The 26,172-nt window shown below is 69.9% G+C and carries 24 protein-coding genes; 16 read left to right on the top strand and 8 right to left on the bottom strand.

Annotated features, from left to right (window positions below):
* Positions 1 to 633 (bottom strand): AIM24 family protein, encoded by a 633-nt coding sequence (locus ACIHIX_RS00410; RefSeq protein WP_399949980.1) that lies wholly within the window; start codon positions 631 to 633, stop codon positions 1 to 3.
* 239 nt (positions 634 to 872) lie between these two features.
* Between ACIHIX_RS00410 and ACIHIX_RS00405 the strand changes: the two genes are divergently transcribed.
* The 8 genes from ACIHIX_RS00405 to ACIHIX_RS00370 all read left to right on the top strand — a co-directional run bounded on the left by ACIHIX_RS00405 (position 873) and on the right by ACIHIX_RS00370 (position 9,198).
* Entirely contained in the window at positions 873 to 1,220 is a 348-nt protein-coding gene (locus ACIHIX_RS00405; protein WP_399948193.1) for a DUF3817 domain-containing protein, read from the top strand.
* Complete coding sequence (locus tag ACIHIX_RS00400; RefSeq protein WP_399948191.1) at positions 1,217 to 1,510, top strand: MTH1187 family thiamine-binding protein; 294 nt, start codon at positions 1,217 to 1,219, stop codon at positions 1,508 to 1,510. The genes ACIHIX_RS00405 and ACIHIX_RS00400 overlap by 4 nt, the downstream gene beginning before the upstream one ends.
* Positions 1,511 to 1,667: 157 nt before the next feature.
* Entirely contained in the window at positions 1,668 to 2,429 is a 762-nt protein-coding gene (locus ACIHIX_RS00395; protein ID WP_399948190.1) for a hypothetical protein, read from the top strand.
* Between the two features lie 617 nt (positions 2,430 to 3,046).
* The gene (locus ACIHIX_RS00390; protein WP_399948188.1) at positions 3,047 to 3,781 is read left to right on the top strand and encodes a DUF4166 domain-containing protein; all 735 of its coding nucleotides are present in this window, start codon (positions 3,047 to 3,049) and stop codon (positions 3,779 to 3,781) included.
* Complete coding sequence (locus ACIHIX_RS00385; protein ID WP_399948186.1) at positions 3,778 to 4,428, top strand: TetR/AcrR family transcriptional regulator; 651 nt, start codon at positions 3,778 to 3,780, stop codon at positions 4,426 to 4,428. The genes ACIHIX_RS00390 and ACIHIX_RS00385 overlap by 4 nt, the downstream gene beginning before the upstream one ends.
* 31 nt (positions 4,429 to 4,459) lie before the next feature.
* Positions 4,460 to 5,368, top strand: a complete 909-nt coding sequence (locus ACIHIX_RS00380) for an SMP-30/gluconolactonase/LRE family protein (RefSeq protein WP_399948184.1) — start codon at positions 4,460 to 4,462, stop codon at positions 5,366 to 5,368.
* Between the two features lie 104 nt (positions 5,369 to 5,472).
* Positions 5,473 to 7,239: a glycosyltransferase family 2 protein gene (locus ACIHIX_RS00375; protein WP_399948182.1), complete on the top strand. Its 1,767-nt coding sequence runs from the start codon at positions 5,473 to 5,475 to the stop codon at positions 7,237 to 7,239.
* A gap of 3 nt (positions 7,240 to 7,242) precedes the next feature.
* The gene (locus tag ACIHIX_RS00370; RefSeq protein WP_399948180.1) at positions 7,243 to 9,198 is read left to right on the top strand and encodes a galactose oxidase-like domain-containing protein; all 1,956 of its coding nucleotides are present in this window, start codon (positions 7,243 to 7,245) and stop codon (positions 9,196 to 9,198) included.
* Between the two features lies 1 nt (position 9,199).
* On the opposite strand, the gene ACIHIX_RS00365 is transcribed toward ACIHIX_RS00370, so the two are convergent.
* Both ACIHIX_RS00365 and ACIHIX_RS00360 read right to left on the bottom strand, forming a co-directional pair.
* Positions 9,200 to 10,210, bottom strand: a complete 1,011-nt coding sequence (locus tag ACIHIX_RS00365; protein WP_399948178.1) for a glycoside hydrolase family 6 protein — start codon at positions 10,208 to 10,210, stop codon at positions 9,200 to 9,202.
* Between the two features lie 77 nt (positions 10,211 to 10,287).
* A complete protein-coding gene (locus tag ACIHIX_RS00360; protein ID WP_399948176.1) occupies positions 10,288 to 11,289 on the bottom strand; it encodes a DUF5937 family protein in 1,002 nt (333 codons plus the stop codon).
* 84 nt (positions 11,290 to 11,373) lie between these two features.
* Between ACIHIX_RS00360 and ACIHIX_RS00355 the strand changes: the two genes are divergently transcribed.
* The 3 genes from ACIHIX_RS00355 to ACIHIX_RS00345 all read left to right on the top strand — a co-directional run bounded on the left by ACIHIX_RS00355 (position 11,374) and on the right by ACIHIX_RS00345 (position 13,800).
* Entirely contained in the window at positions 11,374 to 12,579 is a 1,206-nt protein-coding gene (locus ACIHIX_RS00355) for an MFS transporter (RefSeq protein ID WP_399948174.1), read from the top strand.
* A gap of 69 nt (positions 12,580 to 12,648) precedes the next feature.
* The gene (locus ACIHIX_RS00350) at positions 12,649 to 13,158 is read left to right on the top strand and encodes a MarR family winged helix-turn-helix transcriptional regulator (protein WP_399948172.1); all 510 of its coding nucleotides are present in this window, start codon (positions 12,649 to 12,651) and stop codon (positions 13,156 to 13,158) included.
* A 162-nt stretch (positions 13,159 to 13,320) separates the two neighbouring features.
* A complete protein-coding gene (locus ACIHIX_RS00345) occupies positions 13,321 to 13,800 on the top strand; it encodes a hypothetical protein (protein WP_399948170.1) in 480 nt (159 codons plus the stop codon).
* A gap of 3 nt (positions 13,801 to 13,803) precedes the next feature.
* Here the strand turns inward: ACIHIX_RS00345 and ACIHIX_RS00340 are convergent, their stop codons facing one another.
* Positions 13,804 to 14,145, bottom strand: coding sequence for a DUF3817 domain-containing protein (locus ACIHIX_RS00340; RefSeq protein ID WP_399948168.1), 342 nt, complete (start codon positions 14,143 to 14,145; stop codon positions 13,804 to 13,806).
* A 65-nt stretch (positions 14,146 to 14,210) separates the two neighbouring features.
* Here ACIHIX_RS00340 and ACIHIX_RS00335 point away from each other — a divergent pair, with 65 nt between their 5' ends.
* On the top strand, positions 14,211 to 15,911 hold the full coding sequence (locus ACIHIX_RS00335) for a methylmalonyl-CoA mutase (protein WP_399948166.1): 1,701 nt from the start codon (positions 14,211 to 14,213) through the stop codon (positions 15,909 to 15,911).
* A gap of 66 nt (positions 15,912 to 15,977) precedes the next feature.
* On the opposite strand, the gene ACIHIX_RS00330 is transcribed toward ACIHIX_RS00335, so the two are convergent.
* Complete coding sequence (locus ACIHIX_RS00330) at positions 15,978 to 16,601, bottom strand: TetR/AcrR family transcriptional regulator (RefSeq protein ID WP_399948164.1); 624 nt, start codon at positions 16,599 to 16,601, stop codon at positions 15,978 to 15,980.
* 219 nt (positions 16,602 to 16,820) lie between these two features.
* Here ACIHIX_RS00330 and ACIHIX_RS00325 point away from each other — a divergent pair, with 219 nt between their 5' ends.
* The 4 genes from ACIHIX_RS00325 to ACIHIX_RS00310 all read left to right on the top strand — a co-directional run bounded on the left by ACIHIX_RS00325 (position 16,821) and on the right by ACIHIX_RS00310 (position 21,072).
* Complete coding sequence (locus ACIHIX_RS00325) at positions 16,821 to 17,801, top strand: tetratricopeptide repeat protein (RefSeq protein ID WP_399948162.1); 981 nt, start codon at positions 16,821 to 16,823, stop codon at positions 17,799 to 17,801.
* Between the two features lie 658 nt (positions 17,802 to 18,459).
* Entirely contained in the window at positions 18,460 to 19,092 is a 633-nt protein-coding gene (locus ACIHIX_RS00320) for a DUF6230 family protein (protein WP_329334577.1), read from the top strand.
* 137 nt (positions 19,093 to 19,229) lie between these two features.
* On the top strand, positions 19,230 to 19,796 hold the full coding sequence (locus ACIHIX_RS00315; RefSeq protein WP_399948160.1) for a DUF6114 domain-containing protein: 567 nt from the start codon (positions 19,230 to 19,232) through the stop codon (positions 19,794 to 19,796).
* Positions 19,786 to 21,072: a hypothetical protein gene (locus ACIHIX_RS00310; RefSeq protein WP_399948158.1), complete on the top strand. Its 1,287-nt coding sequence runs from the start codon at positions 19,786 to 19,788 to the stop codon at positions 21,070 to 21,072. Before ACIHIX_RS00315 ends, ACIHIX_RS00310 begins: the two co-directional genes overlap by 11 nt.
* A gap of 94 nt (positions 21,073 to 21,166) precedes the next feature.
* Here the strand turns inward: ACIHIX_RS00310 and pyk are convergent, their stop codons facing one another.
* The 3 genes from pyk to pta all read right to left on the bottom strand — a co-directional run bounded on the left by pyk (position 21,167) and on the right by pta (position 25,990).
* Complete coding sequence (gene pyk, locus ACIHIX_RS00305) at positions 21,167 to 22,591, bottom strand: pyruvate kinase (protein ID WP_399948156.1); 1,425 nt, start codon at positions 22,589 to 22,591, stop codon at positions 21,167 to 21,169.
* 82 nt (positions 22,592 to 22,673) lie between these two features.
* Entirely contained in the window at positions 22,674 to 23,888 is a 1,215-nt protein-coding gene (locus ACIHIX_RS00300; protein ID WP_399948154.1) for an acetate kinase, read from the bottom strand.
* A complete protein-coding gene (gene pta / locus ACIHIX_RS00295; RefSeq protein ID WP_399948152.1) occupies positions 23,885 to 25,990 on the bottom strand; it encodes a phosphate acetyltransferase in 2,106 nt (701 codons plus the stop codon). The genes ACIHIX_RS00300 and pta overlap by 4 nt, the downstream gene beginning before the upstream one ends.
* Between the last annotated feature and the right edge of the window lie 182 nt (positions 25,991 to 26,172).

Below are 26,172 nucleotides of genomic sequence, written 5' to 3'. Positions count from 1 at the left end.
TCAGACGTCCCCCGCGATCGTGTTCCGCTCGCTGGGCTGGACGTACACCAGGCCGTCGCCCTCGAAGCGGATCTGGAAGGCCTCGCCGCCGCCCTCGCCCATGAGAGTGCGGAACGTCACGCCCGACTGGAAGGACTGCCGCAGGTCGCCCTGGTGCGCGATGTACGCCCCCGGGTCGACGTTCAGCGGGAACCGGGGGCTGACCCGCAGCACCACGGCCGGGCCGTCCGAGGTGATCGCCGCCTGGCCGTGCCCCTCGACGGTCGTCGTGAACAGTCCGTTGCCCTGCGAGGCGCCGCGCAGTCCCGTGAAGCTGGTGCCCGTCCGCAGGCCGCCGTCGGTCGCGAGCAGGTTGCTCGACTCCACGTACAGCTTGTCCCCCTGGAGGGCGACCAGGTTGATCTCGGAGGCGCGATCGGCGAACCAGCAGGTCCCCTGCCCCCTCACCTCCATCACCGTCATCTGCTCACCGGTGATCCGCCGGGTCACCATCCCCCGGATCCCCTCGCCACCCCCGCTGAGCTTCTTGAACGCCATCTGTCCGTCGTACGCGACCATCGAGCCGTTCTTCGCCTTCACGGCGTCCCCGGTCATCTCGACGGCGAGCACCTTGCTGCCTTGAAGTCGGAACATCGCCACGCTGCGAAGGTAGCCCGCGGCAAGGCCTTGCCGACAGGGCCCGTGGGTGGAGAAGGACCCTGAACGAGCCCCTACGGGCACCGCACGGCCGGGGCGGCTCACCGTTCGCCCCCTGCTTCACCGACCCCCGGGCCTGCCTCCGCGCAGTCGTTTGCCACAATGGACGAACGTTTGTGCATGTGTTCACAAACCGGCAGGCCCCCTCTCGACGCAACTCCCACCGAAGGTGACCCGTGGACCTCAAGACCGCCAGCGCCCTCCGCCGCCTCCGTCTCGTCTCCGCCCCGGAGGCGGTCTCCTTCCTGCTTCTGCTCGTGTGCTCGGTGCTGAAGCGGACCACCGACTTCAACGCGGTCCCGGTCATGGGCATGGTCCACGGCGTTCTCTTCGTCCTGTACGTGATCTTCTGGGCGGACGCCTGGAACCGCGCGAAGTGGTCCGTCGGCACCGCCGCCCTCTACTTCGTCCTCTCCGTCCTGCCGACCGGCGGCTTCTTCGCCGAGCGCAAGCTCCGCCGCGAGTCCGAGGACGCGGTCATCGCCTCCCGTGCCCGGCAGGAGCAGGCGGTGAAAACCTCGTGATCGTCGCCTTCTCCGTGACGCCGCTGGGGGTCGGCGAAGAGGTGGGGGAGTACGTCGCCGACGCCGTCCGCGTCGTCCGCGAGTCCGGTCTGCCCCACCGCACCGACGCGATGTTCACCTCGATCGAGGGGGAGTGGGACGAGGTGATGGACGTGGTCAAGCGCGCCGTCGCGGCCGTCGAGGCGCGGGCCCCGCGCGTGTCCGTGGTCCTCAAGGCGGACATCCGCCCCGGGGTGACGGACGGTCTGACGTCGAAGGTGGCGACGGTGGAGCGGTACCTCGCCGAGTAGCTCCGAGCCTCCGTCTTTCCGTTTCCGGTGAACCCCGGCCCGCGCGGGCCGGGGTTTTCTTGCGCCTGCTGTTTGAGCGATTGCTCAAACAGGTGTAGCTTCTCCCGCAGAGAGTTTGAGCAGTCGCTCAAATGTCACGTTGACCTGGGGGAATCGAATGGGTCAGAGAAATCTCTACGTGGAGGCGCGCATCCGCGCCGATCTCGACGAGCTGTGGGCGCGTACCCAGGAGCCGTCCGAGCATCAGCGGTGGGACCTCCGTTTCACCGAGATCGGCTACCTCCCGCGCGAGGAGGGCGAGCCGCAGCACTTCCGGTACGCCACGCGTGTCCTGCCCGGCCTCACGGTCGCCGGGACCGGTGTCTCGGCCGGCGAGAAGGAGCGCCCCGACGGCACCCGTACGTCCGCCCTGCGCTTCTCGTCCCCGCACCCGCTCTCCCTGCTCGCCGAGGGCAGCGGCTACTGGCGATACGTGCCGGACGGCGACGGGGTCCGCTTCCTGACCGGCTACGACTACCGGCCCCGCTGGGGCGCGTTCGGCGCCTGCGCCGACCGGTTGCTGTTCCGTCCGCTCATCGGTTGGGCGACGGCCTGGTCCTTCGACCGGCTCCGGCTGTGGCTGGAGCGCGGGATCACCCCGGAGCGGGCGCGGACGAACTGGCTGCTGGAGATGGCGGGGCGGGCGCTCCTGCTGGTCCTCGCGTGCACGGGCTTCGGCTTCGGCAGCCTGCTGCGGCTGACCGGGCCGCTCGCCCCGCTCTTCTTCTACTGGATGCCCACGCTCGCCCTGGTCTCCCTGGCCCTGGCTCTCCTCGCGCCACCCCTGCCCGGCACCCCGGCGGCCCGCCGCTGCCTACGCCGACCGCCGACCCGCGTCCAGGCACCTCGCCTGCTGCGCACCCTGGAGAACCCACGGTGACCACGCCGGCAGCGTGCAGGGACGGGTCCGGGGCGAACGGGTCCTCCCCGCACCGAGGAACCCGCGCGGCGACGGCGCCGTCGCTCCGCGGAGGCGCTGCGACGACTGTGCCTCCGGGGCGCCTGAGAGTCCTGGCCGGGACCGGGTTTTCCACGTGCCGTGGAGACTCCGCGGTGACCGTGCCCCCTTCGCGCCGGACAGACCTCGCGGTGACCACGCCGGCCGCACGCCAGTGAGAGCCGGCGACGGCCGCGTCCCGCGCGCACGGGAGACCCGGCGGTGACCGCGCACCGGCAGGACCCCGTGACGACCGGCCCTTCCCTCGGCAGGACCCCGTGACGGCCGGCCCTTCCCCTGGCAGGACCCCGTGACGACCGGCCCTACCCCCCGGACGGACCCCGTGACGGCCGATCCTTCCCCTGGCAGGACCCCGTGACGACCGGCCCTTCCCCTGGCAGGACCCCGTGACCACCGATCCTTCCCCCGGACGGACCCGGCGGCGACCGGGCCCCGCCCACCCCAGCCCCCCAGCCCCCCAGCCCCCCAGCCCTCCAGCCCTCCAGCCCCCCGTGCCCACCGCGCCCCCCGCACCTTCCCGCCCACTCAGGAGCCCCGCGATGACCACGCCTCCCGTGCACTCCGAAACGCCCGCTCCCCCCGCGTCGCCCGCCCCGGCGTCGATCTTCCGTACCGCGATGGGCCCGGCCTTCGACACCCTCCACCCCGAGCTCCAGCGCCGTTTCTCGGTCGGCCTGGTGAGTGGGGAGGCCTGTGTCGGTCGGGGGGTCATGGATCGGATCTGGCACGGTGGGGCGTTCGTGAAGCCGTTCCTCGCGCTCGGGACCACCCGGAACATCCTGGTCCCGCGTACCGGACGGAACGTTCCGTTCGTCATCGAGAACGTGCCGTACGCCGACACCTACGGCCGTGAGACGGTGACCTTCGTGCGTACCTTCGACCTGCCCGGCCGCTCCCGTCGCTTCGACGCCCAGATGGTTCTGGGCCCCGGGGGCGACCGGATCCTCGACTACCTCGGCACCCACCAGCACCTGGCCACCGACCTCCGCTTCCACGCCGAGTCCGACGGCTCGCTCCTCATCCGCTCCGGAGAACACCGGTTCAGGGAGGGTGTGGTGGACGTCCGGGTGCCCGAGCTGATCGGTGCGACGGCCGAGGTCCGCGAGTCCTACGACGACTCGACGGGCCGTTTCCGTATCCGGGTCAGGGTCGTCAACAAGTACTTCGGGCCCCTCTTCGGCTACGAGGGCTCCTTCAAGGCGACGTACCGCGACGTCCGCTCCTGCGGCGTCCGGCCCGGCCTGCGCCCGGTCCGTGAGGAGTCGCGCGCGTGAGCCCGGAGACCGCGAAGTCGGCGGAGACGAAGACCAAGCTGCTGGAAGGCGCCCTGCGGACCCTCGTGGACCAGGGCATCGCCAAGGCGTCGGCCCGTACGATCGCCTCGGCGGCGGGGGTCAACCAGGCCCTGGTCTTCTACCACTTCGGCTCGGTCGACGAACTCCTCGCGGCGGCCTGCCGGTACGGCGCCGAGCAGGCCGTGGCCCGCTACCGCCCCCGCTTCGACCGGGTGGGTTCGCTCTCCGAACTCCTCGTGGTGGGACGGCGGATCCACGAGGAGGAGCGCTCCGGCGGCCATGTCGCCCTCCTCGGCCAGCTCCTGGCCGGTGCCCAGACCCATGAGAGCCTCGCGGCGGCCACGGCCGCGGGCCTCGACTCCTGGATCACCGAGATCGAGAAGGTTCTCAGGAGGGTGCTCGCGGGCACGCCGTTCGAGGAGTTCACCGATCCGGCGGGTCTGGCGCGGGCGGTCGCCGCGTCCTTCGTGGGCATCGAACTGTACGAGGGCGTGGACCTGCCGGGCGCGACGGCGGCGTTGGACGCGCTGGAGCAACTCGGTGTCCTGGTCGCCGCGTTGGAGGAGCTGGGGCCGGTGGCCCAGCGTGCGGTACGACTTCATCTGCGGCGCACGAACCGCCGTTGACCCGTAGGACCCGCCCAGCCGAGAGGACCCCATGGCCACCGACAGCCTGTACGAGATCCTGGACGACCGCTTCCGCAGCGGGCGTTGCACGAACGGCGACAGCAGGCTGGAGGTGTTGTACGACGACTGCCGCTGGGCCGAGGGGCCGCTGTATCTGCCCGCGTGGCGGCAGCTGATCTGGAGCGACATCCCCAACGACCGCATCCTGCGCTGGGACGAGGCCACCGGCGCGGTGGGGGTGTTCCGCAGCCCGGCCGGGTACAGCAACGGCAACACCCTCGACCGGCAGGGGCGGTTGGTGACGTGTGAGCAGGGCAACCGGCGTCTCACCCGTACCGAGGCCGACGGTACGGTCACCGTCCTGGCCACCCACTACGAGGGCAGGCGGCTCAACTCGCCGAACGACTCCGTCGTCCGCTCCGACGGCACCATCTGGTTCTCCGACCCGGACTTCGGCATCGTGACCGACTACGAGGGCCATCGCGCCGAATCCGAGATCGGCGCCTGCAACGTCTACCGGATCGACCCGGCGGACGGGCGGGTGCATCTGGCCGCCGACGGGTTCGAGGGGCCCAACGGCGTCATCCTGTCCCCGGACGAGCGGCGGCTGTACGTCTCCGACTCCCGGGCCGCCCGTATCCATGTGTACGACGTGCACGACGACGGCACGCTCGTCGGCGGCAAGGTCTTCGCCGAGGCCCGTGACGGCGTCCACTTCGACAACATCCGCTTCGACGACGAGGGCCGTCTGTGGGCCGCCGCGCTCGCCGACGGAGTTCACTGCTACGACCCCGACGGCACCCTCATCGGGCGGTTGCGGGTGCCCGAGCCGGTCGCCAACATCGCCTTCGGCGGGCCCCGGAACAACCGGCTGTTCATCGCCGCCGACACCTCGCTGTACTCGCTGGTGATGTCCGTGACCGGGGCCCCGCGCCTCTGAGTCCACGGTCGCCCGGCTGGACCCTCCCAGTTCGACACACCCAGGAAACTCCACTTTCGTTTCCATATCGGGCATATCGGATGTTTCGATCACTGGAGGGCGCTGTGCGGCCGGAGGGCTACGACTACGACACCTACAGCCGACTGGCCGGACCGCTGACGGAGCCGTCCGGCTCGTCGTACCGGGTGCAGTACACCTCGCTCCTCTCCGGCGAGCCGCACCGAATACGCGCCATCCTGCTGATGTCCCTCGCACCCGTGCTCACCGGCGTCCTGCTGGTGTACCTCGTCTGGCCGACCCACTGGGTCGAGCGCGAGGGCGGCGACGCCTGGATGGTCTGGCTCGACATCACGATGCTCATAGCCATCGGTCTCATCGAGCTCTTCATGGTCGTCAACGTGGCCTCCGTGGCCCACGCGACCCTCGTCGCCCGTGACCCCGTCCCCGTCACCCCCGAACCCGGCACCCGCGTCGCCTTCCTCACGACGTACGTCCCGGGCAAGGAACCCCTCTCGATGGTCCGCGCCACCCTCGAAGGCGCCACGAAGGTCACCCACACCGGCCCGCTCGACCTCTGGCTCCTCGACGAAGGCGACGACGAACAGGCCAGGGCCCTGTGCGCGGAACTCGGCGTCCGGCACTTCACCCGCCACGGCGTCCCGGAGTGGAACCGTGCCAGGGGCGTCCACAAGGCCCGCACCAAGCACGGCAACTACAACGCGTGGATCGCCATGCACGGCGCCGAGTACGAGTTCTTCGCCTCGGTCGACACCGACCACGTCCCGCTCCCCAACTTCCTGGAGCGGATGATGGGCTACTTCCGTGACCCGGACGTCTCCTTCGTCGTCGGCCCGCAGGTGTACGGCAACTACCACAACCCCGTCACCAAGGCCGCCGAGTCGCAGCAGTTCCTCTTCCACGCGCTGATCCAGCGGGCCGGCAACCGCTACCGCTCACCGATGTTCGTCGGCACCAACAACGTCGTACGGATCGCGGCCGTCAAGCAGATCGGCGGCCTGTACGACTCCATCACCGAGGACATGGCCACCGGTTTCGAGCTGCACCGCCACCGCAACCCGAGGACCCGACACCACTGGCGTTCCGTCTACACCCCGGACGTCGTGGCGGTCGGCGAGGGGCCGGCCTCCTGGACGGACTTCTTCACCCAGCAGATGCGCTGGTCGAGGGGGACGTACGAGACGCTGTTCAAGCAGTACTGGAAGGCACCGTTCACGATGCCGCCCGGGCGGCTGTTCTCGTACACGCTGATGCTCGTCTACTACCCGATGACGGCCGTCAACTGGTTCCTCGGCATCCTCAGCTGCTTCCTCTTCCTCTGGTTCGGCGCGTCCGGCACCCAGGTCGCCGCCTCCGTCTGGCTGATGCTCTACAGCGACGCGGCCGCCCTCCAGATCGGCCTCTATCTGTGGAACCGCCGCCACAACGTCTCCCCGCACGAACCCGAGGGCTCGGGCGGCCTCGCGGGCATGGCGATGTCGGCACTCTCGGCGCCCATCTACCTCAAGTCCCTCGGCGCGGCCCTGCTGCGCCGCCCCAGCCGGTTCGTCGTCACCCCCAAGGGCGGGGACGCCAGCCCGGACCGGCTCCTCACCTTCCGTATCCACCTCTTCTGGGCGGTCCTCCTCGGGACCTCGCTGGCCGCCTCGGTCGTCCTCGACCACACGCATGTGGCCATGCGCACCTGGGCGGTCCTCGCGATGGCCATCTCGCTGGCCCCGGTGGCGGTCTGGGCGGCCACGCTGCTGAAGGAGCGCCGCGAGCGGCAGGCGCTGCACGGCTCCGCCCGGGTCGTCGACGGCAGCGAGCCCGCCCTCGCCACCACCTCCAGCACCACGACAGGAGGCAACTAGGCCATGGCCTACCAGCCGTCCCAGAAGACCAAGAAGACCGTCCTCGGCATCGGCGGCATCGCCGTCCTCGCCGGCCTCAACGCCCCGGCCGCGCTGGACTTCGCCGGGAAGCAGTACCACGCGTACAAGATCGCGCAGCCCGAGTACCGGGCGAAGTACGGGAGTTGGGCCACGGTCGACATCCCTGAGCAGTACCGCACCAACGCCATCCACGCGGCGCTCCTGCACACCGGCAAGGTCCTGATCGTCGCGGGCTCCGGCAACGAGCAGAAGAAATTCGACGAGGGATCCTTCGACACGATCCTGTGGGACCCGAGGACGGACACCTTCAAGAAGATCCCCACGCCCGACGATTTCTTCTGCTCCGGCCACGCCCAACTCCCCGACGGCCGCATGCTCGTGGCCGGCGGCACCGCCCGCTACGAACTCCTCGACGGCGAGATCGACCGGGCCGGCGGCGGCATGCGGGTGAAGAACGAGAACCCCGACAAGGCCATGGTCCTGAAGAAGGGCACCCGTTTCCGCTCGCCGGCCGGAGTCGAGTACGTCACCAAGTTCGACGTCACCGTCCCCAAGGCGAAGAAGAAGTTCAAGGTCACGTACAACGCCAGTGGTGTGATGCAGCCCTGGCAGACGAAGGTGACGGCGAGCGAGGCCCGGGTCTTCGTCGAGGCCGTCGAGAAGGGCCCGATGTCGGTCACCGAGAAGCAGGCCCAGTACGAGGTCGTCGGCCTGAAGGGCAAGGACGCGGCCAACACGTACGGCCTGTCGGAGAAGATCACCCTCGACAAGCAGGACTTCCAGGGCATCCGCGCCGCCTACGAGTTCGACCCGGTCGCCGAGCGGTACATCCCCGTCGACCCGATGGACAAGGCCCGTTGGTACCCGACCCTCGTCGGCCTCGACGACGGCCGGGTCCTCGCCGTCTCCGGACTGGACGACGTCGGGGTGATCGACCCGGGCGACAACGAGATCTACGACCCGAAGACCAAGAAGTGGTCGCGCGGCCCCAAGCGGTACTTCCCCACCTACCCCGCGCTCTTCCTCACCAAGGGCGGCAAGCTCTTCTACCCGGCCTCCAACGCCGGCTACGGGCCCGCCGACCAGGGCCGCGAGCCCGGCCTGTGGGATCTGAAGACCAACACCTTCGAGAAGATCCCGGGCCTGCGCGACGCCGACGAGACCGAGACCTCGGCCTCCCTGCTGCTGCCGCCCGCGCAGGACCAGAAGGTGATGATCCTCGGCGGCGGAGGCGTCGGCGAGTCCAAGAAGTCGACCCCGCGCACCGCGGTCGTCGATCTCAAGGCGGACAACCCCGTCTTCAAGGACGGCCCCAACCTCCCCCAGGGCACCCGCTACCTGAACAGCGTGATCATGCCGGACGACACCGTCTTCACCTCGAACGGCTCCGAGGACTACCGCGGGCGCAGTGCCAGCAACATCCTCAAGGCGCAGTTCTACGACCCCAAGGACAACGTCTTCCACGAGGCCGCGGCCCCGACGGTCGGCCGCAACTACCACTCCGAGGCGCTGCTGCTGCCCGACGGCCGGGTCGCCACGTTCGGCTCCGACCCGCTCTTCGACGACCAGCAGAACACCAAGCTCGGTCACTTCGAGCAGCGGATGGAGGTCTTCACGCCGCCCGCCCTGCACCGGGCCGGCGACGACCGGCCCGTACTGCGGGGCGGTGCGGAGGTCCTCGACAAGACCCACCGCGCGACCTACCGCACCGACCACCCCGACCGGATCGTCAAGGCCCGGCTGATGCGGCCGAGCGCGGTCACCCACACCACCGACGTCGAGCAGCGCTCCATCGAACTGGGCCTGACCAAGGACGCCCACTCGGTGACGGTCGAGGTGCCGAAGGACCCCAGCCTCGTCCCGCCCGGCTGGTACATGCTGTTCGTGACGGACACGGACGGCACCCCGTCGCAGGCGAAGTGGATCCAGGTGAAGTGAGCTACGAGCCCTGGGTGTTGCGCGCCAGGCCCAGGGCGTACTCCGGCCACCACTGTCCGGCGGCGGGACCGCCCGCGCAGGTGCCGTCCGACTCGCCGGGCCGCTTCACCCAGAGATAGGCGTCGAGGGCGGGCTCGTCGGTCTTCGTGGTCGGCCGGGTCCCCAGGGCCCTGCCGGGCGGGTTGCACCAGGCCCCCGGCAGCGGCCCGTTGCCGTTGCGGCTGGAGTCGATGACGAAGTGCTTGCCGCCGAGGTCCCCGGACAACTGGAGGCCGTACTTCTTGGTGACGGCGTCGGTCTGGAAGTTGGAGACGTTGAGCGAGAACCCGTCCGCGGTCTCCAGCCCGGCCCGTTTCAACGGCTCGACCAGCCTTCCCGGGTCCCGGATCCAGGACGGGTTGCCCGCGTCCAGGTACACCTTGGTGTGCGGCTGCTGCTTGAGCCGACCGATCGCCTCGCCCAGCAACTCCTCGCGCTCGGCGTGGTACTCGCCGGGCGTGCACCCGTCCACGATGTGCGCGACGGCATCCGGCTCCAGCACCACCAGCGCCTTGGCGTCGCCGAGCGCCTGCGCGAACTTCCCGATCCAGTCCCGGTAGGTGTCCGCGTCCGCGGCCCCGCCCGCCGAGTGCTGACCGCAGTCCCGGTGCGGGATGTTGTACGCCACGAAGAGCGCGGTGCGGTCCTCGGCCTGCGCCGCCGAGGTCGCCGCCCGCACCGTCGGGCCGGGGTCGATCTCCCCGGCCGGCCACAGCGCGGCGGGCTGGTCGGCGATCTTTTGCAGCAGCGCCGCGTCCGCCCTACGCCCCTCCCGTCGCCACAGCTCGATCTGCTCGGCGGCGGGGCCGGCCGGGTCGACCCAGAACGGCGAGTTCGGGTCCGGGCTCGCGATTCCGCTGGCCGCGCCCGCGACGGAGGCCTCGCCGACCTCGGAGACGGACGAGCAGCCGGTGGTGAGCCCGAGGGCGGCGACGGTGGTGAGGACGGCGAGGGTGTGGGTCAGCCGGGACATGCTGCTCCCTTGCACGAGGGGACGTACGGTGGCGTATCAGGCCGATATGTGAGGTTTGTGACCCATCGTCACACGGGTCACATGTCCGGGCCGGACGCGACACCGGGCCCCGACCCCAGCGCGATCCCCAGCGGCGTCCGCTCGTACAGCACCTGGTGGCCGTACCGCCGCGAGGTCAGCAGGCCCGACGCGCGCAGCACGGTCAGATGCGCCGACACCGACGACGGGGCGAGCCCCAGGCGGTGGGCGAGCGCGGTGGTGCCGGCGGGTTCGTCGAGGGCGGTGAGCACGGACGCCCGGCCGCGCCCGAGGAGTCGTACGAGCGAGTCCGGCGTACGGTCGGCGGACTCCGTCCACAGGCCGCCGATGCCCCGCGCCGGATACACGAGCATCGGCTGCCACGGCGGATCGAAGGTGCTGACCACGTCCGGCCAGACGAAGACGCTGGGCATGAGCACGAGCCCCTGCCCGGCGAGCCGCCGCTCGTGCCGCCCGTTGCTCTCGACGGTCAGCGTCCCCGCGTCCCAGCCGCACCGCCGGTTGATCTCCGGCAGCAGCCCGCCCAGCCCCACCTCGGCCAGCCGACGCGAGTGGAACGCCACGTCGGCCTCCAGCAGGGCGCGCAACCGGGGCCAGTCCGGCTCGATGAGCCGGTGCCAGGCCACCTCCATGGCGTCCGCCAGCTCCCGCACCATCCGCGCAGGATCGGCCAGCCAAGCCCGCCCGTACGGCGAGTCCAGCGCGCCCGGGGTGTCCGCGAGGGACTTGGCGGTGTCCTCCCGGGCCGCCTCGGGATCGGCGGCCCGGACCGCCGCGATCTCCTCCTCGAACGTGGCCGCGCTGCTCGGCGGCGGGCACAGCCAGTCGGGGGAGTGGCCGCGGCGCGGCATCAGCAGCCACAGCGGGGTGAGGTCGAGCGTGGCGGCGGCGTCCCGGATCCGTCGCAGCCAGGGCGCGTGATAGCCGTGCCGGTCCGGCCGCTTGAGGGTACGGACCGCGTCCTGCGTCTCCCACAACGGCGACACGGCGAAGCGGCAGCGGAGGAAGTCGTCCTCACCGAAATGCAGACGGGATGGCATGGCGGTCCGTAACTGAGCGAGGGGAAGATTCGGCTGAAGCCGAAACTCTAGGGCGTGGGCCCGGTGCAGGTCACGCTGCTGCCCATGACGGACACCCTCAGCGCCCCACCCACCGGCTATGCCCGCGTCTTCGCCGTACGGGAGTTCCGCGCGGTCTTCGCGGCACACCTGCTCTCGCTCCTGGGCGTGGTGGTCGCCGAGATCTCGCTGTCCGTCCTCGTCTACGACCTGACCGGCTCGCCCCTGCTGAGCGCACTCGCGTTCGCGCTCGGTTTCCTGCCGTACGTCGTCGGCGGCACCCTTCTCGCGGGGGTCGCCGACCGTTTCCCGGCCCGGCGGGTGCTGGTCCTGTGCGATCTGGTGTGCGCGGCGTGCGTGCTGCCGATGACGCTGCCGGGCGCGCACATCGCGGTGCTGCTCGCGCTGCGGTGTGCGCTGGCCGTGGTGTCGCCGGTGTTCGCCGGGACGCGGATGGCGACGCTGGCCGACATCCTCGGCGACGGCGACCTGTTCGTGCTGGGCCGTTCCCTGCTGCGGATCGTGTCGCAGGGGGCGCTGCTGGCCGGGTACGGCGTCGGCGGCCTGCTCCTGACCGCCGTGTCCCCGCGCCACGCCCTGCTGATCACGGTGGTCACCTTCTGTGCCTCGGCGGGACTGCTGCGGTTCGGTACGCGGCGGCGCCCGGCGCGGGCGGGTGGGGGTTCGCTGGTGACGGACTCCCTGAAGGGTGCGCGGCAGGTGCTGGCGGACCGCAGGACCAGGGTGCTGCTGTTCCTCTTCTGGGTGCCGCCGATGTTCGCGGTGGTGCCGGAGGCGCTGGCGGCGCCGTACGCCGATGACCTGGGCGTCGGTTCGGTGGGGCTCGGGCTGCTGATGTGCGCGCTGCCGGTGGGCACGATCGCCGGGGAACTGTGGGCGGGCGCCCGCCTCCGCCCCGAGGCGAGGGAACGGATCGCGCTTCCGCTGGTGTGCGTGACGCTGCTCCCGTACGTGGGCTACGCCCTGCGTCCGGGCTTGCCGACGGCTCTCCTTCTCCTCTTTCTCTCGGGCGCCGGCTCGGCGTACACGCTGGGCCTGGACCAGTGGTTCGTGCGGGCGGTGCCGGAGGGGCTGCGGGGGCGGGCGATGACCTTGCTCACGGCCGGGCTGATGACGATCCAGGGGGTGGGCATGGCGCTCGCGGGGGTCGCGGCGGAGTTCGCGGGGGTGGCGTGGACGGTCGCGGGAGCGGGGGTGCTGGGGGCGGGGTGCTGTGCGCTGCTGGCGGTGGAGGCGCGGCGGACGGGGTGACGGGGGTGCGGTGGACCGAATACCAAGACGGGGCTGACCACCATGTGACCGGCCGGTAAGGTCGGAGCCGTGCCGAAGCCCCTCAGTCTCCCCTTCGATCCCATCGCCCGCGCCGACGAGCTCTGGAAGCAGCGCTGGGGAAACGTGCCGTCGATGGCCGCGATCACGTCGATCATGCGTGCCCATCAGATCCTGCTGGCCGAGGTCGACGCGGTGGTCAAGCCCTACGGACTGACCTTCGCGCGCTACGAGGCCCTGGTCCTGCTCACCTTCTCCAAGGCCGGCGAGCTGACCATGTCCAAGATCGGCGAACGCCTGATGGTGCACCCCACGTCGGTGACGAACACGGTGGACCGGCTGGTCAAGTCGGGCCTGGTCGACAAGAAACCCAACCCCAACGACGGGCGCGGCACGCTCGCCGTCATCACCGACAAGGGCCGCGAGGTCGTCGAGGCCGCCACCCGCGACCTCATGGCCATGGACTTCGGCCTCGGCGTCTACGACGCGGAGGAATGCGGCGAGATCTTCGCACTGCTGAGACCACTGCGGGTGGCGGCGAGCGACTTCGACGAGGACTGAGACTGCCGGTCAACGCGGGCGGGGCTGATCGCGCCTGAAGGTGATCTTCTCCGTGCATAATCGATCCGGCGGCAGGGGCCCGGCGTCCGCTCTGCGATCTTGTGGATCGACCGTGATCCGGTGATTCGGAATCCGGATCCGCGTGAAGCAGGGAGATGCGCGTTGTCGACGTTACGTAATGCCACCCGCCGTCTGGTGACCGCCGGAGGAGCGGTTGCTCTGATCGCCGCCGTGACCTTGGGGGCCGGAGGTCCGGCGCGGGCCAGTGCCACCGGGTCGACCCCGATCGGGACGTTCGACTACGACCTGCGGGGAGCGGGTGTGAAGGTGCCGGTGGGGTGCTTTCTGACGCACTCCATCGATGGTTCGGGCAGGCGGATCAAGAGCCAGCTGGCCGGTGTGGACTGCATGGGGCTGGCAGCGACCTTCTCCAAGTTCTGCAACTGGCGGATCGACTTCGCCTTCGCGGACACCGACAACAGGACGTACAGGACATCACGCGGCGCGACGCACCTGGAGTGCCGGGGCAATCCGCTGCGACGCGCCACGGCGCAGACGCTGCCGAAGTACGGCAAGGCCTGCGCGAAGTTCTATGTGAACGGGAAACTGCGCGCCGTGCAGTGTCACTTCATCACGAAGTGAGGTTCAGGCCGCGGCCGTCTTGGGGGTCGCGTCCTCGAGGACGAGTGGCGTGACCTCTCGGGTGACCTTGCGCTCGACGAAGAAGGCGGCGGTCGGGACCGTGCCGGCCAGCAGGACCCAGGCGAGACGGCCCAGCGGCATCTTCGCCTTCGTGCCCAGGTCGAAGGCGAAGACCAGGTAGAGCACGTACAGCCAGCCATGGGCGATACCGACGCCGGTGACGAAGCCGTCGAACCCGTCCAGACCCAGCACTCGCTTCCCGATCACGCCGATCGTCAGCAGGATGAGCAGCACGGCGGTGACGTAGGCCATCACCCGGTAACGGGTCAGGACGCTCTTCTTCATGCCGTCGAGAGTAACGGGTGGTTCGCCATCGACATTTACTAGGACGTCCTAGTAAATTCGAAGGTATGGACGCTGACGCCATCGAAGAGGGCCGCCGACGGTGGCAGGCCCGGTATGACTCCTCTCGTACGCGGGAGGCCGACTTCACCACGCTGTCCGGGGACGCCGTGGAGCCGGTGTACGGGCCTCGGGCGGGGGATCGGTACGAGGGGTTCGAGCGGATCGGGTGGCCCGGCGAGTACCCGTACACCCGCGGGCTGTACGCCACCGGGTACCGGGGGCGGACCTGGACCATTCGGCAGTTCGCCGGGTTCGGGAACGCCGAGCAGACCAACGAGCGGTACAAGATGATCCTCGCCAACGGCGGGGGCGGGCTGTCCGTGGCCTTCGACATGCCTACCCTCATGGGGCGGGACTCCGATGATCCGCGGTCGCTCGGGGAGGTCGGGCACTGCGGGGTCGCCATCGACTCCGCCGCCGACATGGAGGTGCTGTTCAAGGACATCCCGCTCGGGGACGTCACCACCTCCATGACCATCAGCGGGCCCGCTGTGCCGGTGTTCTGCATGTATCTCGTCGCCGCTGAGCGGCAGGGGGTCGATCCGGGGGTGCTCAACGGCACGCTCCAGACCGACATCTTCAAGGAGTACATCGCTCAGAAGGAGTGGCTCTTCCAGCCCGAGCCCCATCTGCGGCTCATCGGGGATCTGATGGAGTACTGCGCGGCGGGCATTCCCGCCTACAAGCCGCTCTCCGTCTCCGGGTATCACATTCGCGAGGCCGGCTCCACCGCCGCGCAGGAGCTCGCCTACACCCTCGCCGACGGGTTCGGGTACGTGGAGTTGGGGCTCTCGCGCGGGCTCGACGTGGATGTGTTCGCCCCCGGGCTGTCGTTCTTCTTCGACGCCCACGTCGATTTCTTCGAGGAGATCGCCAAGTTCCGCGCGGCCAGGAGGATCTGGGCGCGGTGGATGCGGGAGGTGTACGGGGCCAAGTCCGAGAAGGCGCAGTGGCTGCGGTTCCACACGCAGACCGCCGGCGTCTCGCTGACCGCTCAGCAGCCGTACAACAACGTCGTACGGACCGCCGTCGAGGCGCTCGCCGCCGTGCTCGGCGGGACCAACTCCCTGCACACCAACGCCCTCGACGAGACCCTCGCGCTGCCCAGCGAGCAGGCCGCCGAGATCGCGCTGCGCACCCAGCAGGTCCTCATGGAGGAGACCGGCGTCGCCAACGTCGCGGATCCGCTGGGCGGTTCCTGGTACGTCGAGCAGCTGACCGACCGTATCGAGGCCGACGCCGAGAAGATCTTCGAGCAGATCAAGGAGCGGGGGCTGCGGGCGCACCCCGACGGGCGGCACCCCATCGGGCCGATCACCTCAGGGATCCTGCGGGGCATCGAGGACGGATGGTTCACCGGGGAGATCGCCGAGTCCGCGTTCCAGTACCAACGGGCCCTGGAGAAGGGGGACAAGCGGGTGGTGGGCGTCAACGTCCATCACGGCTCCGTCACCGGCGACCTGGAGATCCTGCGGGTCTCCCACGAGGTCGAGCGGGAGCAGGTGCGGGAGTTGGGCGGCCGTAAGGCCGGGCGGGACGACGCCGCGGTGCGGGGGGCGCTGGACGCGATGCTCGCCGCCGCGCGGGACGGGTCCAACATGATCGGGCCGATGCTCGACGCGGTGCGGGCCGAGGCGACGCTGGGCGAGATCTGCGGGGTGCTGCGGGACGAGTGGGGGGTGTACACGGAGCCGCCCGGGTTCTGAGCACGGCTGGTGCAGCCGACCAAGGGGCGCGGGGCCGTATCGATGTGCGGCTCCGCCGCGTGGGCGCTACGCGGACGCCCCCGCCAGCCCCAGCAGCAGCACCCGGGTGAACCCCCGTACCCACTCCTCGTCCGCCGGTTCCGCGCTCACCAGGGTGCGGTGGACCACCGCACCCGCCACCACGTCGAAGATCAGGTCGACCGTGCGGGACGCCTCCCCGGGGTCCGTCTCGGGGGGCAGCTCGCCGCGCGTCTGCGCGCGCGCCCGGCCCTCCAGGACCAGGCGTTTCTGACGGTCGACGATCGAGGCGCGGATGCGTTCGCGCAGGGCGTCGTCCCGGGTCGATTCCGCTACGACCGCCATCAGTCCGCTCTTCGCCTCCGGGCGGGCCAGGATCGCCGCGAACTGGAGGACCACGCCCTCGATGTCGGCGGCCAGGGTGCCGCGGTCGGGGAGGCGCAGTTCGTCGAAGAGCTCCGCCACCGCGTCGACGACGAGTTCGTTCTTGCCGGGCCAGCGGCGGTAAAGCGTCGTCTTCGCAACCGCCGCCCGCGTCGCCACGTCTCCCAGCGTGAGCTTGGACCAGCCCAGCTCCACCAGCGCCTCCCGGGTGGCCGCGAGGATCGCGGCGTCCGCGGCGGCGGAGCGGGGGCGTCCGGTGGCGCGGGGGGCGGGGGTGCGGCTCTGCATCCACCGACCATAACCGGCGTTTCCTGTGAAGCCGTGAGGGAGATCACCGGGGAGTGGTCGCGAGGAGGCACTGAGTGCCATTACGCTACGACTCGTAGCGAAACCACTGGCGTGGGGTGGGGACCCGGCGTCGAACAACGCACCGCAGGACCGGTACAGAGCCTGACCAGCTTTCATGATGCTTTTCACGTACGCGCGCGAACGGGGGAGGATAGACGCATGCAGCCACGGAACATGTCCATGAGCGGAGTCGTCGACCTCGCCGCGGTGAAGGCGGCCCAGGAGGCCAAGGCGAAGGCGGAGCAGGCGCGGGCCGAGGCGGCCCGGCAGGGCGGCGGCCCGGGTGCCGTCTCGCCCGCCGATCTCGTCATCGACGTCGACGAGGCCGGGTTCGAGCTCGAAGTCCTGCAGCGCTCCACCGAGGTACCGGTCGTCATCGACTTCTGGGCCGAGTGGTGCGAGCCCTGCAAGCAGCTCAGCCCGGTGCTGGAGCAGCTCGTCCTGGAGTACAACGGACGCCTCCTCCTCGCCAAGATCGACGTCGACGCCAACCAGATGCTGATGCAGCAGTTCGGGGTCCAGGGGATCCCGGCCGTCTTCGCCGTCGTCGCCGGGCAGGCCCTGCCGCTCTTCCAGGGGGCCGCGGGCAAGGAGCAGATCCAGCAGACCCTGGACCAGTTGGTACAGGTCGCCGAGCAGCGCTTCGGCCTCACCGGCCTCACCGTCGACCCCGACGCCGCGCCCGGTGCCGAGCGGGCCGCCGCTCCGACCGTTCCCGCCGGGCCCTACGACGCCCTCCTGGAGGCCGCGGTACAGGCCCTGGACGCGGGGGACTTCGGCGGTGCGGTGCAGGCGTACAAGAGCGTCCTGAGTGACGACCCGGGCAACACGGAGGCCAAACTGGGCCTCGCCCAGGCCGAGTTGCTGTACCGGGTGCAGGGGCTCGACCCGCAGCAGGTCCGGCAGGACGCGGCCGCGAAGCCGCAAGACGTGGCGGCCCAGGTCGCCGCGGCCGACCTGGACCTGGTCGGCGGACACGTCGAGGACGCCTTCGGGCGGCTCATCGAGACCGTGCGGCGCACGGCGGGCGACGACCGGGACGCCGTACGCGTACGGCTGTTGGAGCTGTTCGAGGTCGTCGGGCCCGATGAGCCGCGGGTGATCGCGGCGCGCCGGGCGCTCGCGCGGGCGCTGTTCTGAGCGGGCCGTCGACCGGGGTGAGGACCCCGTTCTGAGCAGCCTCTAAACACTCGGGCATGTGGTGCCCGAGTGAAAGATTTGCCGATGGAGCATCACTGCGGCCGCGCTTTACCAAATCTTGGTAATCGCGGCCGCTGTTACTGGAAGTAAGTTCTGGGCGTTGTTCTGTCGGATTATGTCCAGCCGTCAACGTCTTTGTCCGGCCCCGGAGTGCTACCGGGAGTCGTCGTCCGAGACCGGCGGGTCGTTGTTCGGTTATCCGGCCGTTACTACCGAGTAACGAAGCCCCTTGTGCGGGCGGCGAGAATGCACCACGATCGGCGACGCTCGGTCCATTCCCGTACCCCGACAGCCGGTCGGGCCCGCGGGAACTCCTGGGTCCCCACCGAGTAGAGCCGACGGCAGTGGCGCCGGCTCTTGGACAGGGGGGTCTTCGTCCACTTGGCGAAGCCTGTCCAGGTTGTGCGTGATGTGCGTCAGGCGCGACCAGTGGTTGTCGCTCGGGGGTGATCGCCGGTGATCGGTGCGCGGTTCGCGCCTGAGTACGGGCGCTCCCCTTCCCGAGGACGTAGCACTTCTCCCATCCCTGCCCGGCTGAGCCGTCTTGTTCGACAGGGGCAGTCAGGGTCAGGAGATGTACGTCCGAGAAGGAGGAAATATGGAGTCCCAGGTGCGTGGCGGGACCAGATGGAAGCGGTTCGCCGTCGTCATGGTGCCCAGCGTGGCCGCCACGGCTGCGATAGGTGTCGCCCTCGCGCAGGGCGCTCTCGCCGCGTCGTTCAGTGTGTCGGGTCAGTCGTTCAAGGTGACGACCGACCAGCTCGACGGCAAGGGCTTCGTCCAGTACGGAGCCATTGACTCGGGTTACACGATGAGCGGCCAGAAGACGGCCCACCCGGTCGCGGTGTCGGGCTTCAAGTCCGCGACCATCAAGAACCTGTGCCAGTCGGTTGTCACCCCTGACATCCCGCTGCTCGGTTCCGTCAGCCTCATCCTGAAGGCCGGCGGTGGCGACACCCCGGTCGAGGCCGAGAACCTGTACATCGACGTCGCCGACCTCAGCGCCGACGCCACCTTCCGTGGCATCGACATCGGTGTGGCGGCCAAGGACGCGGCCAAGGGTCCGGGTATCGCCAAGGGCGACACCGCGAACCCCTACGGGTTCGCGCAGCAGGCCGACTCGGTCACCCTGACCGGTGTGAAGCAGACGGCGTGGGCGACCACCGCCGGAACCTTCAAGCTCAGCGGCCTGAAGATGTCGCTGGCGACGGGTGTCAAGGAGTGCTACTAAGCACTCGCTGACGGGCGGGGGAGCCGGTGGCGCCCCCGCCCGTCCACTCTCCGGCCGCTGTTCGCACGTTCTCCACAAGCGGTCGCACGAAGCACAACTCACCACCACAGCAACACCGTGACAGGGAGCTGTTTTCCATGAGCGCCGAGACTCCTGCCGTACCCGGCCACGATGAGCACTACCTCCGGGTCGCCAAGCGGAAGTTCCGCGGCTGGCGGGGTGACCGGCCGTTCTGGGCCGGCCTGTTCGTCATGCTCGGCGGACTCCCCATCGCTTACTTCCCGTACGCAAACCTCCAGATCGGCCATCTGACGCTGGCGATGGCCACCACCGCGGGCGCGGGATCCCTGATCATCGGTGTGCTGCTGGTCGTCCTCGGCATCAGCCTCTGGTTCCAGAAGCACGTCCGCACCTTCGCGGGCGTCGCGGCGATCCTGCTGGCCCTGGTGTCGATTCCGGTCTCGAACCTCGGCGGCTTCCTCATCGGCTTCCTCTTCGCCCTCGTCGGCGGAGCGATGGCCGTGGCGTGGGTGCCGGGCGAGGCGCCCGAGGCGCAGCCGGTGGCGGAGGCCGGCGCCGGGGAGAGTGACGCGCCGCAGGGCGCGGTCCCCACGCTCTCCAAGGACGCGTACGACGTTGAGCCGAACGATCTGTCAGGAACGAGCCCGGCGAACGGGGCGAACGGGAGGCACAGTGCCGGCTGACGAGGTGACCCACGGGACTGATGTGGACGAGTCCCGTGTGAGAACCGGGCCGCGGCACGCGGCACCCAAGAAGCCGCTGTTCACCCGGTTCCACATGCCGGCGGGCAAGGCGATAGCCCTGGCGGCGATGCCGACGGCGGTCCTCATGGGGATGGGATTCACGCCGACGCTCGCCAACGCCGAGGACCAGCCCGCCGCGAAGAGTCTCACGGCGGACGAGTACAAGGACTGTGTCGCGGCCCTTGAGGACGGCGCGTCCGCGTCGGCCTCGCCGTCCGCGAGCGCGAGCGAGTCCGAGGACGAGGCGACGCCGACCCCCTCGGCCTCCGAGTCCAAGGACTCCGGCTCCTCGGACAGCGGTTCCTCGGGCAGCGGCTCTTCGTCGGATTCAGGTTCCGACGACGAGGCCACGCCCACCCCGTCCGCGTCCGCCTCCAACGAGGCGCAGTCGGGCAGCACGGCCACGCCCTCGCCCTCGGCCTCCGAGAGCAGCGGCAACGTGCTGGACGAGATCGGCGACGCGATCACCGGCATCTTCACGGGTGGCGAGAGCGCTTCGCCGTCCGCGAGTGCCAGCCCGACGCCGTCCGCCTCGGCCTCCGCCTCCGCGACGGAGGACGGCAAGGACGACGCGAGCGACGCGGTCAAGGACACCACCGAGAAGGTCACCGACACGGTCGAGGACACCGTGAAGGACACGACCGACACGGCGACCAAGGCGGCCGAGGACACCACCGACGCGGTCAAGGAGGCGGCCGCCGAGGCCACCGCCAGCCCGTCGGCGAGCTCCACCACGGACCCCGACGACTGCCCGGTCGCCACGGACGCGGAGAGCGGCATCGACAACACCGTGCCGCTGCCCGACGACCCCTGGTACCTGAACGCCAGCTCGCTGCTGCTGAAGGGCGCCGACTACAAGGGCATCGTCGAGGTGAAGACGGCCAACGGCACCAAGAAGAAGGTGCTGAAGTACGTCATCTCCGACGGCACCGACATCGGCGACCTGCACCAGACGGTCAACGACGAGCAGTCCGGCAAGACCTACCACGTGCAGGCGGCCAAGGGCTCGACGTCGACCATCCGGGACGGCGAGACGGTGATGTACACGGAGTCCATCTCCGGGAACCTGCTGGGCCTGATCCCGGTCACGTTCGACCCGGACAACCCGCCGCCGCTCAACATCCCGCTGATCTACTTCACCAAGGTGAAGGTCGTGCAGGCCGGCCAGTTCGGCGGGACCCTGCACGTGCCCGGGCTGCATCAGTACATCGACTGAGCGTCCGCACAAGCCCGTTCGGGAGCCGCACAAGCGCTGAGGGCGCCCCCTGTCGCAGGGGGCGCCCTCAGCGTCGTACAGGACCCTTGTGGGGTTACTTCTCGCCGCCCAGGTGGTGGACCCGGACCATGTTGGTGGTGCCGGGGACGCCGGGGGGCGAGCCGGCGGTGATGATGACGATGTCGCCGTCACTGAAGCGGTTGAGCTTGGAGACCTCGGAGTCGACCAGGTCGACCATCTCGTCCGTGCTGTTCACGAACGGCACGACGTGCGACTCGACGCCCCAGCTGAGCGCCAGCTGGTTGCGGGTGCCCTCGTCGGTGGTGAAGGCGACGATCGGCTGGGCGGCGCGGTAGCGGCTCAGCCGGCGGGCGGTGTCACCGGACTTGGTGAAGGCGATCAGGCCCTTGCCGCCGAGGAAGTCGGCGATCTCCGCGGCGGCGCGGGCGACCGAACCACCCTGCGTGCGCGGCTTCTTGCCGGGGACGAGGGGCTGCAGGCCCTTGCTCAGCAGCTCTTCCTCGGCCGCCTGGACGATCTTCGACATCGTCTTGACGGTCTCGATCGGGTAGGCGCCGACCGAGGACTCCGCCGAGAGCATGACCGCGTCCGCGCCGTCCAGGATCGCGTTGGCCACGTCGGAGGCCTCGGCGCGGGTGGGGCGGGAGTTGGTGATCATCGACTCCATCATCTGGGTCGCCACGATCACCGGCTTGGCGTTGCGGCGGCACAGCTCGATCAGGCGCTTCTGCACCATCGGGACCTTCTCGAGCGGGTATTCGACGGCGAGGTCACCACGGGCGACCATCACGGCGTCGAACGCCATCACGACGTCCTCCATGTTCGCCACCGCCTGCGGCTTCTCCACCTTGGCGATGACCGGGACGCGACGACCCTCCTCGTCCATCACCTTGTGGACGTCCTGCACGTCCTGGGCGTCCCGGACGAAGGACAGCGCGACCATGTCGCAGCCCATGCGCAGCGCGAAACGGAGGTCCTCGACGTCCTTCTCGGACAGCGCGGGCACGTTGACGGCCGCGCCGGGCAGGTTGATGCCCTTGTGGTCGGAGACGACACCGCCCTCGATGACGATCGTCCTGACCCGGGGGCCCTCGACGTCCAGGACCTTCAGCTCGACGTTGCCGTCGTTGATGAGGATCTGGTCGCCGCGCGAGACGTCGCCCGGCAGGCCCTTGTAGGTGGTCCCGCAGATGGCCTTGTCACCCGGGACGTTCTCGGTGGTGATGACGAACTCGTCACCACGCTCCAGCTCGACCGGGCCCTCGGCGAAGGTCTCGAGACGGATCTTCGGGCCCTGGAGGTCGGCGAGGACACCGATGGCCTTGCCGGTCTCCTTGGCCGCGGCACGGACGCGGTCGTACCGGCCCTGGTGCTCGGCGTGGCTGCCGTGGCTGAAGTTGAAGCGGGCCACGTTCATGCCGGCTTCGATCAGGGACACGAGCATTTCGTGGGAGTCGACCGCGGGGCCGAGAGTACAGACGATTTTCGAACGGCGCATGGGGCGATCCTATCGGTTTGTTTCGCAACGGAATATTCCGTCTGGCGGAAGATACAAATGGGCGCCATTGCGCTCAGTCGTGTTACTGCCGTGTATTACTTCCGACCAGTGCGTAAGTCTGTGTCGCGATCTCCAGTTCCTCGTCGGTCGGCACCACGGCGACGGCCACGCGCGCGTACTCCGGCGAGATCAGCCGCGGCTGGTCACTCCGTACGGCGTTCAGCTCGCCGTCCACCGCGAGGCCCAGCTCCTCCAGGCCCGCCACGGCAGCCTCCCGCACCGGGCTCGCGTTTTCGCCGACTCCCGCTGTGAAGGCGACGGCGTCCACCCGGCCGAGCACCGCGTAATAGGCGCCGATGTACTTCTTCAATCGGTGAATGTAGATGTCGAAGGCGAGTTGCGCCTGTTCGTCACCCTCGTCCACCCGGCGGCGGATCTCCCGCATGTCGTTGTCACCGCACAGGCCGATCAGACCGCTCTTCTTGTTGAGAAGAGTGTCGATCTCGTCCGTGGACATTCCGCCAACACGCATCAAATGGAAGATGACGGCCGGATCCATGTCACCGGAGCGCGTACCCATCACGAGCCCCTCCAAAGGCGTCAGCCCCATGGAGGTGTCCACGCATCGACCGCCTCGTACCGCGGAGGCGGAGGCCCCGTTGCCGAGGTGCAGCACGATGATGTTGAGGTCCTCGGGCGCCTTCCCCAGCAACTTCGCCGTCGCCCGGGCCACATAGGCGTGCGAGGTGCCGTGGAAGCCGTAGCGCCGGATGCGGTGGGCGTCGGCGGTCTCGGTGTCGATGGCGTAGCGGGCGGCGGACTCCGGCATCGTCGTGTGGAAGGCGGTGTCGAAGACGGCGACCTGGGGCAGGTCGGGGCGCAGCGCCCGGGCGGTGCGGATGCCGGTGAGGTTGGCGGGGTTGTGCAGCGGGGCGACGGGGATCAGCCGCTCGATCTCGGCGAGCACGGCGCCGTCGACGACGGTCGGCGCGGTGAAGGACTGTCCACCGTGCACGACCCGGTGCCCGATGGCGGCCAGCTCCGGCGAGTCGAGGCCCAGCCCGTCCTTGGCCAGCTCCTCGGCCACGGCCTTCAGCGCGGCCTCGTGATCGGGGATCGGCCCGGACCACTCGCGGGTGGTGTCGGACTCGACGTGGGTGTGCTTGAGCCGGGAGGTCTCCTCGCCGATCCGCTCGACGAGCCCCACGGCCAGCCGGCTGCTGTCGCCCATGTCGAGCAGCTGGTACTTCACCGACGAGGAGCCGGAGTTGAGGACGAGGACGCGGGAGGCGCTCACTGGGCGGTGGCCTTCTCGATCGGGGACGGGGCGGGGGACTGGGCCTGGATGGCCGTGATGGCGACGGTGTTGACGATGTCCTGGACGAGGGCGCCCCGGGACAGGTCGTTGACCGGCTTGCGCAGCCCCTGGAGGACCGGACCGACGGCGATCGCGCCGGCCGAGCGCTGCACGGCCTTGTAGGTGTTGTTGCCCGTGTTGAGGTCGGGGAAGATCAGCACGCTGGCCTGCCCGGCGACTTCGGAGTCCGGCAGCTTGGTGGCGGCCACCGTCGGTTCGACCGCGGCGTCGTACTGGATCGGCCCCTCGATGCTCAGGTCGGGCCGCCGCAGCCGTACCAGCTCGGTCGCCTCGCGCACCTTGTCGACGTCGGCGCCGGAGCCGGACGTACCGGTGGAGTACGACAGCATCGCGATCCGCGGGGCCACGCCGAACTGCTCGGCGGTCGCGGCCGACTGGATGGCGATGTCGGCCAACTGCTCCGCGTTCGGGTCGGGGTTGACCGCGCAGTCGCCGTAGACGAGCACCTTGTCGGCGAGGCACATGAAGAAGACGGACGAGACGATGTCGGCGTCCGGCTTCGTCTTGATGATCTCGAAGGCGGGCCGGATGGTCGCGGCCGTGGAGTGCACGGACCCGGAGACCATGCCGTCCGCGAGCCCCTCCTGGACCATCAGGGTCCCGAAGTAGTTCACGTCGGAGACGACGTCGTAGGCCAGCTCCACCGTCACGCCCTTGTGGGCGCGGAAGCCGGCGTACTTCTCGGCGAAGGCGTCCCGCAGCTCGGAGGTGGCGGGGTCGATCAGCTGGGCGTCGGCGAGGTCGATGCCGAGGTCGGCGGCCTTCTTGCGGATCTGGTCCACCGGGCCGAGGAGGGTGAGCGCGCAGACCCCGCGGCGCAGCAGCACCTCGGCGGCGTGCAGCACCCGGGGCTCGGTGCCCTCCGGCAGGACCACGCGGCGCAGATCGGAGCGGGCCTGCTCCAGGAGCTTGTGCTCGAACATCATCGGCGTGAGCCGGTCACTGCTCGGCGCGGAGACCCGCTTGAGCAGGTCGCCGGTGTCGATGTGCCGCTCGAACAGCCCGAGCGCCGTCTCCGCCTTGCGCGGGGTGACCGCGCTCAACTTCCCCTCCAGGGAGAAGAGTTGCTCGGCGGTGGGGAAGCTGTTGCCGGGCACCGAGAGCACTGGGGTGCCGGGGGCGAGGCGGGCGGCGAGGGTCAGGACGTCGTCGCTCGGCACCTCGTCCAGGGTGAGCAGCACGCCGGCTATCGGCGGGGTGCCGGCGCTGTGCGCGGCGAGCGAGCCGACGACCAGGTCGGCCCGGTCGCCCGGCGTCACGACCAGGCAGCCCGGGGTCAGGGCCTTGAGGAGGTTCGGCAGCATCGCCCCGCCGAAGACGAAGTCCAGCGCGTCCCGGGCGAGCCCCGCGTCGTCGCCGAGGAGCACCCTGGCGCCGAGGGCGTGGGTGACCTGCGCGACGGTCGGCGCGGCGAGGGCGGGCTCGTCGGGCAGTACGTAGCAGGGCACGGGCAGCCGGGAGGCGGCCAGCCGCTCGGCGATGAGGTCGCGGTCCTCGCGGGCGACCCGGTTGGTGACCATCGCGAGGACGTCGCAGCCGAGGCCGTCGTAGGCGCGGTAGGCGTTGCGGGTCTCGGCGAGCACGGACTCGGCCGGCTGCTTGCGGCCGCCCACGACGGGGATCACGGACGCCCCGAACTCGTTGGCGAGGCGGGCGTTGAGGTTGAGCTCGTCCGGGAGCTGGGTGTCGGCGAAGTCGGTGCCGAGGACGAGGACGACGTCGTAGTCCCGCGCGACGAGATGGAACCGGTCGACGAGCGTCGACACCAGCTCGTCCGTGCCCTGTTCGGCCTGGAGGGCGGAGGCCTCGTGGTAGTCCATGCCGTAGACCGTGGCCGGGTCCTGGGAGAGGCGGTAGCGGGCGCGCAGCAGCTCGAACAGGCGATCGGGACTGTGATGTACGAGGGGCCGGAAGACACCCACCCGGTCGACCTGCCGGGTCAGGAGTTCCATGACCCCCAGCTCGACGACCTGGCGGCCGTCGCCGCGGTCGATACCGGTCACGTACACGCTGCGGGTCACGCGTGCTCTCCGTTCCGTCGGGTGTCATAAAAATCGCCCACCGAGGTGAGCAGAACCCTCTTGACAATACCTCTGACGGTGGTTAAGGCGCCCGTCAAGACCGGATGCGGCAGCGCACTGTGGGACGTGGAACAATCGGACAAGGCTCACCGGTATCAACAGCGAGCAGGAGACACAGCACG

The sequence above is a fragment of the Streptomyces sp. NPDC051913 genome, assembly GCF_044593635.1.
Lineage (GTDB): Bacteria > Actinomycetota > Actinomycetes > Streptomycetales > Streptomycetaceae > Streptomyces.
Note: the sequence above shows the minus strand (reverse complement) of the source record. Positions and strands in the feature narration are given on the sequence as shown.

Excerpts from the sequence above, each read along its gene's own strand:
- ACIHIX_RS00410 (WP_399949980.1), bottom strand. The coding sequence starts at position 633 with ATGTTCCGACTTCAAGGCAGCAAGGTGCTCGCCGTCGAGATGACCGGG.
- ACIHIX_RS00330 (WP_399948164.1), bottom strand. The coding sequence starts at position 16,601 with ATGCAGAGCCGCACCCCCGCCCCCCGCGCCACCGGACGCCCCCGCTCC.
- ACIHIX_RS00395 (WP_399948190.1), top strand. The coding sequence starts at position 1,668 with ATGGGTCAGAGAAATCTCTACGTGGAGGCGCGCATCCGCGCCGATCTC.
- pyk (WP_399948156.1), bottom strand. The coding sequence starts at position 22,591 with ATGCGCCGTTCGAAAATCGTCTGTACTCTCGGCCCCGCGGTCGACTCC.
- ACIHIX_RS00355 (WP_399948174.1), top strand. The coding sequence starts at position 11,374 with ATGACGGACACCCTCAGCGCCCCACCCACCGGCTATGCCCGCGTCTTC.
- ACIHIX_RS00320 (WP_329334577.1), top strand. The coding sequence starts at position 18,460 with ATGGAGTCCCAGGTGCGTGGCGGGACCAGATGGAAGCGGTTCGCCGTC.
- ACIHIX_RS00360 (WP_399948176.1), bottom strand. The coding sequence starts at position 11,289 with ATGCCATCCCGTCTGCATTTCGGTGAGGACGACTTCCTCCGCTGCCGC.
- ACIHIX_RS00315 (WP_399948160.1), top strand. The coding sequence starts at position 19,230 with ATGAGCGCCGAGACTCCTGCCGTACCCGGCCACGATGAGCACTACCTC.
- ACIHIX_RS00335 (WP_399948166.1), top strand. The coding sequence starts at position 14,211 with ATGGACGCTGACGCCATCGAAGAGGGCCGCCGACGGTGGCAGGCCCGG.
- ACIHIX_RS00390 (WP_399948188.1), top strand. The coding sequence starts at position 3,047 with ATGACCACGCCTCCCGTGCACTCCGAAACGCCCGCTCCCCCCGCGTCG.
- ACIHIX_RS00370 (WP_399948180.1), top strand. The coding sequence starts at position 7,243 with ATGGCCTACCAGCCGTCCCAGAAGACCAAGAAGACCGTCCTCGGCATC.
- ACIHIX_RS00325 (WP_399948162.1), top strand. The coding sequence starts at position 16,821 with ATGCAGCCACGGAACATGTCCATGAGCGGAGTCGTCGACCTCGCCGCG.
- ACIHIX_RS00380 (WP_399948184.1), top strand. The coding sequence starts at position 4,460 with ATGGCCACCGACAGCCTGTACGAGATCCTGGACGACCGCTTCCGCAGC.
- ACIHIX_RS00340 (WP_399948168.1), bottom strand. The coding sequence starts at position 14,145 with ATGAAGAAGAGCGTCCTGACCCGTTACCGGGTGATGGCCTACGTCACC.
- ACIHIX_RS00365 (WP_399948178.1), bottom strand. The coding sequence starts at position 10,210 with ATGTCCCGGCTGACCCACACCCTCGCCGTCCTCACCACCGTCGCCGCC.